Annotated in this window: 10 protein-coding genes; 2 read left to right on the forward strand and 8 right to left on the reverse strand. The window is 40.5% G+C overall.

Going from position 1 to position 12,508, the window contains the following annotated elements; genetic code table 11:
* Positions 1-405: 405 nt before the first annotated feature.
* The 5 genes from ACJ9PY_RS04690 to ACJ9PY_RS04710 all read right to left on the reverse strand — a co-directional run bounded on the left by ACJ9PY_RS04690 (position 406) and on the right by ACJ9PY_RS04710 (position 6,262).
* Positions 406-1,578, reverse strand: coding sequence for a LysM peptidoglycan-binding domain-containing protein (locus ACJ9PY_RS04690; RefSeq protein ID WP_411739566.1), 1,173 nt, complete (start codon positions 1,576-1,578; stop codon positions 406-408).
* 288 nt (positions 1,579-1,866) lie between these two features.
* Positions 1,867-2,703 (reverse strand): TIGR03943 family putative permease subunit, encoded by an 837-nt coding sequence (locus tag ACJ9PY_RS04695; protein WP_098864979.1) that lies wholly within the window; start codon positions 2,701-2,703, stop codon positions 1,867-1,869.
* A 14-nt stretch (positions 2,704-2,717) separates the two neighbouring features.
* Positions 2,718-3,599 carry a permease gene (locus ACJ9PY_RS04700; RefSeq protein WP_222620109.1) on the reverse strand — a complete coding sequence of 294 codons (882 nt, stop codon included), beginning with the start codon at positions 3,597-3,599 and terminating at the stop codon, positions 2,718-2,720.
* 357 nt (positions 3,600-3,956) lie between these two features.
* Positions 3,957-4,580, reverse strand: coding sequence for a DNA-3-methyladenine glycosylase (locus ACJ9PY_RS04705; protein WP_106026739.1), 624 nt, complete (start codon positions 4,578-4,580; stop codon positions 3,957-3,959).
* A 116-nt stretch (positions 4,581-4,696) separates the two neighbouring features.
* The gene (locus tag ACJ9PY_RS04710) at positions 4,697-6,262 is read right to left on the reverse strand and encodes an MDR family MFS transporter (protein ID WP_328134972.1); all 1,566 of its coding nucleotides are present in this window, start codon (positions 6,260-6,262) and stop codon (positions 4,697-4,699) included.
* A 285-nt stretch (positions 6,263-6,547) separates the two neighbouring features.
* Here ACJ9PY_RS04710 and proC point away from each other — a divergent pair, with 285 nt between their 5' ends.
* Together proC and ACJ9PY_RS04720 are read left to right on the forward strand one after the other, a co-directional pair.
* Complete coding sequence (proC, locus tag ACJ9PY_RS04715; protein ID WP_057275644.1) at positions 6,548-7,354, forward strand: pyrroline-5-carboxylate reductase; 807 nt, start codon at positions 6,548-6,550, stop codon at positions 7,352-7,354.
* 82 nt (positions 7,355-7,436) lie between these two features.
* The gene (locus tag ACJ9PY_RS04720; RefSeq protein WP_411739567.1) at positions 7,437-8,804 is read left to right on the forward strand and encodes an FAD-binding oxidoreductase; all 1,368 of its coding nucleotides are present in this window, start codon (positions 7,437-7,439) and stop codon (positions 8,802-8,804) included.
* A gap of 255 nt (positions 8,805-9,059) precedes the next feature.
* Here ACJ9PY_RS04720 and ald read toward each other — a convergent pair whose 3' ends face one another.
* The 3 genes from ald to ACJ9PY_RS04735 form a co-directional block, all read right to left on the reverse strand.
* Positions 9,060-10,193: an alanine dehydrogenase gene (ald, locus tag ACJ9PY_RS04725; protein ID WP_034315093.1), complete on the reverse strand. Its 1,134-nt coding sequence runs from the start codon at positions 10,191-10,193 to the stop codon at positions 9,060-9,062.
* A 171-nt stretch (positions 10,194-10,364) separates the two neighbouring features.
* Positions 10,365-11,186, reverse strand: a complete 822-nt coding sequence (locus ACJ9PY_RS04730) for an EcsC family protein (RefSeq protein WP_411739568.1) — start codon at positions 11,184-11,186, stop codon at positions 10,365-10,367.
* A 52-nt stretch (positions 11,187-11,238) separates the two neighbouring features.
* Entirely contained in the window at positions 11,239-12,495 is a 1,257-nt protein-coding gene (locus ACJ9PY_RS04735; protein ID WP_411739569.1) for a PucR family transcriptional regulator, read from the reverse strand.
* Positions 12,496-12,508: the final 13 nt, after the last annotated feature.

Consider the following 12,508-nt stretch of genomic DNA (forward strand, 5'->3'; position numbering starts at 1 on the left):
GTATGAGGAAAGAGAGGATAAAAAAGGTTAGCTTAACTTTATATTTTATTCTACCTATTGATAAAGAGTAATTATTGGTATTATAAAATATTTTTAACGGGTGTGTTTATCATTGCTGCGAGTATCTATTATACATTTGGGTTTACTAGTGAAGGTTTAGTTTATTTTGTATATTTTAATGTGTTTTGAGTATTTTTAATCGTAAAATCAATTATAAAAAAAGACTTAATACTTTAACGAATTATAAGCATATTTTAATGCGAGAGTTAGGATGGCTTCAAAAAGAAGGGGTATAAGCCATAACACCAGTTGGCGGCTAGTTAACATTATCATAAGCAAAAAAGCGTGTATGATCATTTATCGAAACACGCTTTTTTGCTTTTTATCGTATACTGCCACCATCATTTAGTTTAGGACTCGGACTGCCTTCACAAAGCTTGGTCCCCAGTAGGAATTGTTAATGTTAGCGTAGGATACACCTTTAGATGTCGAAGCATTCAGCATTTGACCGTTACCGGCATAAATTCCTACATGATTGATTACTCCATCGTTATTGGTATCGAAAAATACTAAATCCCCTTTTTGCAGGGCCTTTGAGGATACAGCTTTACCAACGTGTGATTGGGCCACTGAATTTCGAGGCAAGGAAATACCTGCACTTTGGAATGCTCTTAATGTGAATGAAGAGCAATCAAATACATCAGTGCGTGAAGTGCTCGCACCGTAAACATACTTGGCTCCCAAGTATTTAGCGCCAGCTGCCAAAACTTGATCTGCCTTGTTGGATTTGGACGGTTTATTAATTGCAGATGCCGAGGCCTTCCCTGAAACCCGGATGGTTTGGCCGATACGAATACGATCTGAATTGGAAATGTTAGGGTTTATTTTAAGTAAGGCACTAAGGGAAAGGTTATATCTTTTAGCGATTGTTGATAAGGAATCCCCTAATTTAACGACATAAACGCCTGTTGTATTTTTACCTTTATCCGGATTGCTGGTAATGGCATTAACCTTCAAGACCTGACCTGGAAAAATCAGAGTGCTAGTCAAATGATTCATAGACTTTAATTGTTGGACAGTCATATTATTGACTCTGGCAATTTTGCCCAGGGTATCCCCGGATTTGACTTTATATGTAGCATTTGAACGATTTTTAGCCGTAGAGCTGGATCCGGCCGTTTGTCCGGAAACCCGGATGGTTTGGCCAATATATATCCGGTCCGAACTAGAAATATTAGGGTTTAATTTAAGTAGGGCACTAACGGATACATTATATTTATTGGCAATTTTAGATAAAGAATCCCCAAGTTTAACCACATATTTTTCGGTTTTATCTTTACTTTTATCTGTATGGTTGTTAAGGGTATTAAATTTCAAGACTTGGCCGGGAAAAATAAGGTTACTAGTCAAATGGTTTTGAGATTTTAAGTGCTGGACAGTTGTATTATTGGCTTTAGAGATTTTATCCAGGGTGTCCCCTGATTTAACTTGATAAGAACCAGCATAAGCAGAAGTGCCGGCGATTAGGGTACCTATAATGGTCCCCGCAAGAATGAAAGAGTTTTTAGAATTGTTCATTTAGGAAAGTTCCTCCTGATGTGGTAAAAAAATATCTAGCATTTATATTATAAAGGTATGGAATATAAAAAACATGACCCATATAAATAAAATTCAACTTTTTCGTCATTTTTCGGGTAATCTTGCTACAGGGAAATGGGCATTTATGGGATTTAGGTGGAGTGTAAGAGGGCCATACTGTAATTTCGCATAAATGGATAAAAAGGGCATTTCATAAAAATGGAGGTTTTAGGTGATTAAAAAGAAAGGTAAGGATGGCATATCCTTACCTTTCCATGATTCATTTTTTTAATATTGTCTATAAACGTAGGGATCATCCGGTTCAGCGATTTTACTATGTGATGATACTTTGAGCAGGGGAATGGTTTTCTTGAATGGCTGATAATAAATGGATTCCAATTCACCTGTCACGGAATACCACTCATCATTTTTAGGATGCATTCCTTCAGGAAATTCGATTAACATACCGAATACCCCAGAGTCAGCGACACAGTGAATGACCCCAAAACGAAACAGGAATACCTGGTTTTTGGCTAGCTCATCTGAATTGTACGAAAATCCGGTTAACGTTATTTGTTTGCCAGTGAACTTTCCAGGAGAGTAATAGATGGCTTCTAAATCGTTTAGATAGTTTTCATCTGTTAATTGGAGACTATCACGATCGACCAGGCCTTTGAGAGAGTTATCCATTAAAGTTAAATAGTCATCCTTGCCATAATAAAGACTCGTATCCGGCTGCAGGAATTGATGCTGGCTATATTCATCCGAGTCTTCATATACAGGGAAATGAAAACCTTTTTTTTCTACAATATTGGAGTCCATAGTGGCAACAGGTAAAAAGAGACCGGTTAAAATGGGAATGAAGTATAGGAAGTAAGTAAGGTTGCTTTTCCATTTCTTATTTTCCCGGGAGTGATCATGTCCGCACTGACAATCAACACCTTCTTCTTGATTACCTTCCTTAAAATATAAGTAAGATCCCATTAAAGTGAATATTGCCAGTATATAGATAGCAATCTGTGAAACATATGAATATTCCATATTAATGTATTTCGATATATTCCCTGAGGCGTGTAAATGCATGAATAAAAAAGTAAGTCCAAGTAATATGAATAATCTTCCCATATAAAACACCCTCTTTAAGAAATAAACAATAAAGTTAGGCCTAAGACGGAAATAAATATATAGGCCATCAAACATAAAACGAATTTTGTTTTGAAGGTACCTAAAAGCATGATCGTATTTTTAATATCAAACATGGCCCCAAATACAAGAAAAGCAACTAGTGAAGAGGGAGAGAAGGTACTTCTAAAAGAACTTGCAACAAAGGCGTCCGCTTGGGAACACAAGGACATGACATAGGATAAAGCCATCATGACTGCATTCCCTGATAGTTTTCCTTGACCGATTTCAAGCAATAGGGATGTTTTCAAAAAGGTTTGAATGGCAGCCGCCAGCAATGCGCCAATGATTAAGTATTTTCCAACAGAAAAGAACTCTTCAATCGAATGTTTGAACATCCCCGTTATTTTGTCATTAAATGTAAGTTTATGGTGATGTATATGTTCGATATGTTCCTGTTTAAGCTGATTTGTCTTAAATTGAAAAGACAGGATGAATGCAATGATCAGGACGACCGCGAATGCAATTCCGCCACGATAGAAAACCATGCTCCAGCTATTGCCAAACGCTATATAGGTGGAAAACAGGACGATCGGATTGAGAATGGGTGCAGAAAGCATAAAGGCAATGGCCGCTGAAAGAGGAACCCCTTTAGCGATCAAACGGCGGGTGATCGGGACGATTCCGCACTCGCAGGCAAGAAAAAAGACTCCTGCACCTATTGCGGATAGAACAGATAAGATCGGATTTTTCGGAATGATTTTTGCAATCATCTCTTCCGACACAAAAATTTGGATGATTCCAGATATAAGGACTCCCAGTAAAATGAAGGGAAGGGATTCAATTAGGATACTAATAAAAATTGTATTCATTTGCAAAAGGGCCTGAACGTTCATCATAAACCACCTTCCATATTGCTGACTTAACTATATTAGGTTCGTAATAGAAGGAAGTCAATTTATTATTACTGGGAAAATAGGCTGGAAGATGAATGGGTAAGGAAATTTTGGAAATTGAATTATGGGATATTGAGGGGACTTGAATAATCTAATGTATAAGTTTGGCAGAAATTAAACTTCAATTAAAGTCTTGTTCCTTTTGAGGCTAGGGCTGTCATTAGCTTTATTCATAATACTTTCATATACGATACTTGATATGGATTTCGGGATGCTTACCGACAAAGCAAAATCCCCTCTAAGTTGTGTAACATACACAGAATTACAATGTTCGCTTAGAGGGGAATAACATCATGGAGACTATTTTGGTCCCCTTTTATTAATTAAGTTCTTACGGGATATAAATGGATTGTCGGTAACCCAGAAACGCCAAGGGTAATCCTTTGCTTCCCTGGAGTTGTCGATTCCGACGCGGGGACCGCTGGATATGTGGCCAGGCTTTTTTCCGGCAGCCAGATATAGCGGGGGATCGGTAAAGGATCGGCCATAATCATCCATGGTGATGCCTAGTGCCTTTGTTAGCTTCCCTGGTCCATCGGTCCATTTACGAATATCGGCAATTCCGCGTCTTTCATGCATTAACTCGAGCCCTGAATACGGTTCAATCGCACGAATTAAAATGGCTTCCGGATTTTCAGGTCCGCCGCTTACGACATTGACCAGTGTATGTGTGTGCATGACGTATGTATAGATCAAACCGGAATTTCCGAACATCACTTCCGTCCGTTTTGTCCGTCTATTTCCAAAACTATGTGCGGCCCTGTCCCCAGGTCCCATGTAGGCTTCTGTTTCAACAATGAATCCAGAAGCGGTTCCTTCCGCTGTTTCTTTTACGATCAGGCAGCCAAGAAGCGATTTCGCCAGTTCAAGTGTGGGCTGCTGATAAAAATCAGCAGGCAAAATTGAATCGTTTATCTTGTCCATAGTATCACCCCATTTAGTCTCATACAGGTAAAATGCCCTTATCAAATGAAAAAGAAACATAGGATTGAAGGGATGAAAAAGGCCGGCTGATTATATCAGCCGGTCCCGAGCCTATTTTAGCTTAATTCTTTTTCCGTTTCTTGATCTCTTTTGATTCGGCCCGAACCCACGGAAAGTGCCACTAATATCCCTGCGGAAACGAAAAAGATACCGGTGATGAAAACACTGGAGAATGCATCGATCCAAGCATTTTCTATCGTTTTAACAAGGACATTGCTGACTTCTGCGGGCATTTTTAGGTTTTCGGGATAAAGCATGATGTTGAATAACGTATCCGTTTTATCGGCTAATGCTTTCAGTGCCTCATGCAATATAGGGTTCTTTTGACTTACGACCGCATCATCCATATTTTGCTGGAGATTGTGATTCATGACAGCATTCAAAATCGTGATGCCCATCGTTCCACCTATTGAGCGGAAGAAGGTTGAAGCCGCTGTAACCGACCCTAGCTGCGATTTTGGAAATTCGTTTTGAACGGCAATCATCAATGTCGGCATGACAAGCCCCATACCTATCCCAAGGATGGCCATGAATGAGTACGCAGTGAATATAGTCGTACTGCCGTCCATCATACTCATTAGGAAAAAGCCAAGCGTCGCAAAGGCCATTCCAAAGGTAAGCACGGTACGAAAACGGAATTTCAAAAGTAACCGCCCGCCAATGATGCTGGAAAGAATCATACCAATCATCATCGGAGTCATGGTCGATCCCGCTTTTGTTGGTGAAACTCCCAAAACGCCTTGCATGAACAGCGGGACGAACATGATTGCCCCAAACATGCCAAGGCCAAGCAGGAATCCTAAAATATTCGTGGTGGAAAAAACTCTATTTTTAAAAAGGGATAAATCAAGGATCGGTTCGACCGCTCTTCTTTCAAAAATGATGAATAGGACAATGAAGACAATGGTGCTGCCGAAAATCAAGATAGATTCCAGTGATAACCATTCGAATTTATCACCACCGAAGGTCAAGCCAAGCAATAACAGGACAATACCAGGAATCAAAGTGAAGATTCCTAGATAATCGATATTCACTTTCTCAGTTTTCCTTATCGCTTCATGTTTCAATCCTACATAAATCAAAATGGCCGATAGTAAGCCCGTCGGTACATTGATCAAAAAGATCCAATGCCAGCTGATATGGTCAACGATCAGGCCGCCCAGAAAAGGGCCGATGACAGAACTTAATCCAAAAAGGGCTCCGAATACACCCTGCCATTTGGCTCTTTGTTCCGCAGAGAATATATCGCCAATGATCGTTTGGGATAAAGGCATGATCATTCCGCCGCCGATTCCCTGCAGACCTCTGTAGATGATCAATTGCTCCATCGAAGTGGCTGTGGCACATAAAAACGAACCGATCGTAAATATGATTGTGCCAAGCAGATAAAGGGAACGCCTGCCATATAAATCAGATAGCTTTCCAACAATGGGTACAACAGTCGTTGAGGCTATTAAATAGGCAGTCGTTACCCATGCAAAGATGGTGAAACCATTCAATTCCCCGATAATTGTCGGCATGGCCGTACCGACGATCGTCTGTTCCAATGAACTGAAAAACATTCCTATGATCAATCCTGTTAAGACAAGCTTGGTATTGACCGCTTTTTTTTCCATTTGCATAGCATTTCTCCATTTCTATAACTGTATTTCTTATTCGTTTGTGACTAATAGGTCAAAATTATAAATCTCTAATGACCAATTAGTCAACATTTTTTTTGCAAAAGAATTCAATTACTTGACTATAGTGGGTAAAGGTGAATATACAAATTCATCCATATCACTTTAAGTAATTCGACCAGAAACCACCAAATCCTTCCTGTTTAATATCTCCAACGTGTTTCCATTTATCATATCCGATATAATAAAGTGGGAACATAGATGAACTTATGATTGGAAGTGTAAGATATGAATAAAAAAATCGGGTTTATTGGATGCGGCAAAATGGGTGAGGCAATGCTTGAGGGCATGCTGCATGCAGAGGTCATTTCACCTGAAGGAATAATGGTCAGTACTTCGAGTGCGGAGACCAAAACTAAAATCACCACGAAATATAACGTTAGAGGTACTTTGGATAATAAAGAGGTTGCCGGTTTTGCCGATTTTCTCTTTCTGGGGATCCAACCTGCCATGCATAAGCAAGTACTTGAAGAAGTGAAGAATCATGTTAAAGAAGACACCGTTATCATTACTATGGCAGCAGGGATCACTGTATCTCTAGTTGAGAACAGCTTCGAAAAAAGAGTGAAGGTAGTCCGGACGATGCCAAACACTCCTTCGCTTGTCGGTGAAGGCATGACTGCTATGTGCATCAATGATGAAATTACCGATGCTGATATAGAGGATGTGACTGCACTGCTGAATAGTTTCGGTAAAACGGAAATCCTGCATGAAGATTTGATGGACGCAGTTCCGGCCATCAGCGGTTCGTCGCCTGCTTATGTTTATATGTTCATCGAGGCGCTGGCTGATGGAGGGGTCCGTGATGGCATTCCACGAAAGCAAGCATACCGAATGGCAGCACAAGCTGTAATGGGAGCTGCTAAAATGGTACTGGAAACGGAAAGACATCCTGCTGCTTTAAAGGATGATGTCTGCACGCCGGGCGGATCAACGATTTCTGCGGTAGCGGCTTTAGAAGAGAATCAGCTAAGATCCAGCATTCTGCAAGCAATGAAGGCCTGCACGGATAAAACGAAAGGTTTCAGTAAATGAAGAAAGATGGATTGCCTATTAGCGGGCAATCTCATTCGCGAACCATTTTCAGAATGTTTGGAGAAAAGAGGAGGCTGTAATAATGAAAGGCTATATAGAAGAATTAAGGAAGATACTTTCGGAAGAACAAGTAACGGTGAATGAAACTTTATTGGAACAGCACAGCCATGATGAATCATATCACAGCCCGCATTTACCGGATATGGTCATATATCCAAGGGATACTGCAGAAGTAAGCGCAGTCATGTGTTATGCGAATGAGCGTGAAATACCAGTCATTCCTTTTGGGTTAGGATCAAGTTTGGAGGGACATGTCGTTCCAGTCAAAGGGGGTATTTCCCTGGATTTGTCCTTGATGAATCAAATATTGGAAATCAGGGAAAATGATTTCCTTGTTAAGGTCCAACCGGGTGTGACAAGGACGCAACTTAATAAAGAATTAAAAAAATACGGTTTGTTCTTTTCCGTCGATCCTGGCGCCGATGCTACATTGGGTGGGATGGCAGCTACGAATGCAAGTGGGACGACCTCGGTCAAATATGGGATAATGCGCGATCAAGTCAGGGATTTGGAAGTGGTTTTAGCAAACGGTGAAGTGATTCATTCCGGAAGCTTAGCGACAAAATCATCTTCAGGCATTCATTTGAATGGCTTGTTTGTCGGCTCTGAAGGTACGCTGGGTGTATTTACTGAACTGACATTGAAGGTATATGGCATCCCTGAAGTCACAATGGCCGGAAGAGCCTCATTTCCAACCGTCGAACAGGCTGTATCTGCGGTTAATGGGATCATGCTTGCTGGAATCCCGATTGCACGAATTGAATTGGTGGATGCCGAGTCCATAAAAAAAGTTAATCAATTCATGGACAAATCCTATGATGTCCGACCAACTCTATTCCTCGAGTTTCATGGGAATTTTGCCGGACTGGAACAGGACGTCAAATTTGCCAAGGAAATCGTAAATGATTTTGGCTGTGGAGATATCCAGTTTGAAACCGATTCAAAAGCACGGAACGCCTTATGGGAAGCGCGCCATAATCTCGCGTACGCTTTCATTCATAGTGCACCCGGAAAAAAGCTGATGGTGACCGACGTAAGTGTGCCACTACATGCATTATCGAATGCCATACTGGATACAAGGAAGAAAGTCGAACAATCCAAAGTGGAGGGTGCGATTGTAGGACATGTAGGTGACGGGAATTATCACGTATTGTTCATGATTGATTTGAAAAATCCTGAAGAAGTTAAAGAAGCGAAGAGGTTAAATGAAGAAATCGTCGAATATGCATTAACAAAAGGCGGTACATGTACGGGTGAACATGGGGTAGGACTTGGAAAATCGAAGTATCAGCGAAGGGAGCACGGAGCTGCTTATGAAGTGATGAAAACAATCAAACAGGCTTTGGATCCGAAAGGAATAATGAATCCAGGAAAGATTTTCATAGATTAAGAGGAATATTCAATTTTGTATGATTAGTAAGAACATCAACCGGGGAAAGGGCAGACTTGATCAAGAAGTGGCATATCTTATATCTCCGGAAAAATCGCCCGTCCGAGCAGATAATCCAACCCATATGAGGATAATTCGACCCTTGTGCGGAATATCCTGGCCTGATCCAGATATCATACGAAGAAGCTCAGCTTCATCGAGGCCCTCGTCCAAAAAAAATAAGACTCCAGACAAGATTCTGGAGTCTTATTTATATTAAGCGTTAATGTTATTCGGGTTTAAGGCGTTTTCAACACTTACGTAATTGTAGCCAAGGTCTGTGGCAACTGCTTCGAACGTGATTTCACCGTTAGCCACATTGACGCCTTTTGCAAGAGCATCATTTTCAAGGATCGCTTTGATGGCACCTTTATTTGCAATTTGAAGTGCAAATGGGACTGTTACGTTAGTTAAAGCTACTGTAGAAGTTTGAGGCACTGCCCCTGGCATATTCGCCACTGCATAATGAACTACTCCATGTTTAACATAAGTAGGGTTATCATGTGTTGTTATGTGGTCGACAGTTTCAAAGATACCGCCTTGGTCGATTGCAACATCGACAATGACTGAGCCTGGAGACATCGTTTTAACCATTTCTTCAGTAACGAGCTTAGGAGCTTTAGCACCTGGAATCAATACGGCACCGATTACTAAATCGGCATCTTTGACTGCTTCTGCAATATTATAAGGGTTGGAGATGAGTGTAGTCAGTTCATTTCCGAAAATATCATCAAGCTGACGCAGGCGGTCAGGGCTTAAGTCAAGAATGGTAACATCTGCGCCTAAACCAATAGCGATTTTAGCAGCATTCGTTCCAACCATTCCTCCGCCGATTACAGCGACTTTACCGCGTTTAACTCCAGGAACTCCGCTTAAGAGTATTCCTTTACCGCCGTTATTTTTTTCAAGGAACTGAGCACCGATTTGTGCAGCCATGCGGCCTGCAACTTCACTCATTGGTGTCAATAATGGAAGTGTGCGGTTTACTGCAACCGTTTCATAAGCAATGGCCAAGACACCGCTTTCTTTTAGTGCCTGGGCTAGTGCCGGTTCTGCCGCAAGATGTAAATATGTGAAAAGGATTAAATCTTTTCTGAAATATTTATATTCAGATGAGATAGGTTCTTTTACTTTCATGATCATTTCTGTACTTGCCCAAACGCTAGCAGCGTCCTCGACTATAACAGCACCAGCTTCTTGATATGCTTCATTTGTGAAACTGCTTCCTAGACCTGCGTTCATTTCGATTAATACTTCATGTCCTGCATTGACTAATGCCACGACCCCAGCTGGAGTGATAGCTACACGATTTTCATTGTTTTTAATCTCTTTTGGAATTCCTATTCTCATCTTAATCCCTCCAATAATATGTTTTACTATTTGTATCACAAGTATAGTTGGAAAAAGAAACAGTTAGTATGTGGAAATCAGAAAAATGAAAAAGGTGTATTTGTGAAATTCCACAAACGCAGTTTCAAAAACCATGGACTTGCGAGGATCAAGACCTTTGTAAAGCTGAAATCAATTCTTTGCAATAGGTTCTTGAATGCGCTCTAAAATCCTTCTTTTCTTGTAAAGCATGATTCCCGTATCGGCGATATCGGCAATCATCGAACGATTTGTAATGGCGCCAAATATTATTCCGGCAACAGGAACCATTTGCAAAAGCTTTTTCCAGCCAAACTGATCGCGGTATGTATAAACGACTTCTCGCCATCCCTGGAGTTCGGATGCTATTTCCCTTTTTGGTTGGGAATCAGTCTGGTTCATTTTCGACAATTCATTTAATAGAGCCTTTTTGCCGACAACATCCGATGTTGTAAATTGCAGACATTTGACGATGAAAATACGTTCTTGGCGGTCTCTAGGATTGAAGCCATATGTGATGGCGATATCCTGAAGGGTTTTGATGGACATCCCGAGAAGAAGTGGGATGTCGATGGCCAAGGTGAAGATTCCGCCAATCCCGGTAGTGGCACCTTGAACCGTTGCCAATTTTCTGCCAGAAGTTTTAATATCCTGACTCACGCTATCCATGATATGGAGGGGGATGCTTGAAACATCTTCCAGGTCATTAATATTCAACTCGGGAACCTTGGCTTGCAGCTGACTAAGAATATGGGCTTCTTTCGTTAAATATTTTCCGCCATTCTGAATGTAGCTGCCGATTTCATCAAGCATGACACCCAATTTTTTTTGAATGAAATCTGGTGTCAACTTATCCAATAGCTTGAAGGGGATGCGCCCAATCCGTTCCCAAAACCATAGTCCTTTCTGATCTTTCTCCCATTTTTCAATGATTGTTAATTCTTTTTCAAGTTCTTCTTTTGTTTCTAATTTCATATGATCAACCTTTCCACACTTCTTTTAGTATTCCATATCTGGGAATATATCATTAATTTTTTTTGAAAAATTCATCATATTGATTAAGTTTAATGTTAAGAAAGAGGGACATTTTTTGAATTGGATCTTTTAATCGAATATTTCCCACTTCAGAGATTCTTTTTAATCGGTAATTCAATGTATTTACATGAATATGAAGATTTTTTGAAGCTTCATTTGGGTTGCAGTCTTTCTCTAGATAGACGGTGAGTGTTTGCAGCAATTCCGTCTGGTTTTTCATATCGTATGCTTTAAGTTTAAGGATGGAAGGATGAACACGACGCTGTTTGTTGCTTGCGAGTGATTCAATCATTTGAAACATGCCAAGTTCTTCATAATGTAAAATGAGTACCATGTCATCAGGGAATATATTCTTCATTTTTAGGGTGTATAGAGCTTCTTCGTAACTTGATTTAACATCCATTAAGTTTTTATACATATTGCCAGCCGTTCCAAGGATATGCTCAACACCGAAACGCCGTTTCATCTCCAGAATGAAAAAAGGAATGAACTCATAAATCGATGAAGTGAAAGAAGGGCTGTTTTCCTGGTTGGCTCCCGCGAAAAGAATGAGCTTGTTATGGTCAATGGCAAATAAGGAACTGTTTATCTTTTGAGTGGTCGTTAACATGTATGAAATGTAGCGCTCCACTTCGCGATTGATCTCTTTAGGAAATTCGAATACCAATATGGAAAAAACCACTGGAACATGGATTGAGAATTTCTTGTAATTTTCAATTATTTCCGATTCTTCTTGGTAGTGCCCGGTCAACATGCGCCATAGGAACTCTTGATGACCTGCTTCTTTCCTTTTCTTTTTCAATTGCAATTGCTGTAACTGGTTCTTTGCCTCCTTGGCAGCGAATTGCAGAAATTTCATATCTTCTTCGGTGAAAGGTTCATTTACTTCCAAGGCCCAAATGAATCCAAGTACTTCATTATTTTTCCGGATGGAAACCGCAACCCTGTTACCAAGACCGACATCATTGATGGCCCCGATTTTAATGGGGGCATCTTCCTTCAATAACGCAGGGATGAAGCCATCTTTCCATAAACTGTTGATGACCTTTTCAGGGACACGTCTTCCGATTATGGTCATGATACGGGCCTGATCCGTAGTATCATCGTGAGTGCTATATGCAAGTAAGCGGTGGTTACCGTCCTCGATTGTAATGGGGCAACCTAAAACAGAACTGATTCTATCGGCAAACTCCATCATATCTCCATAAAGGTCTTTAAAAATATCTCTATTTTTTTCGAATTCCTTCATTTTTATTTTGCCC

Origin of the sequence: Peribacillus sp. S4 (assembly GCF_046715815.1) — a bacterium.
In the GTDB taxonomy this organism is placed as follows: Bacteria; Bacillota; Bacilli; order Bacillales; family DSM-1321; genus Peribacillus; species Peribacillus frigoritolerans.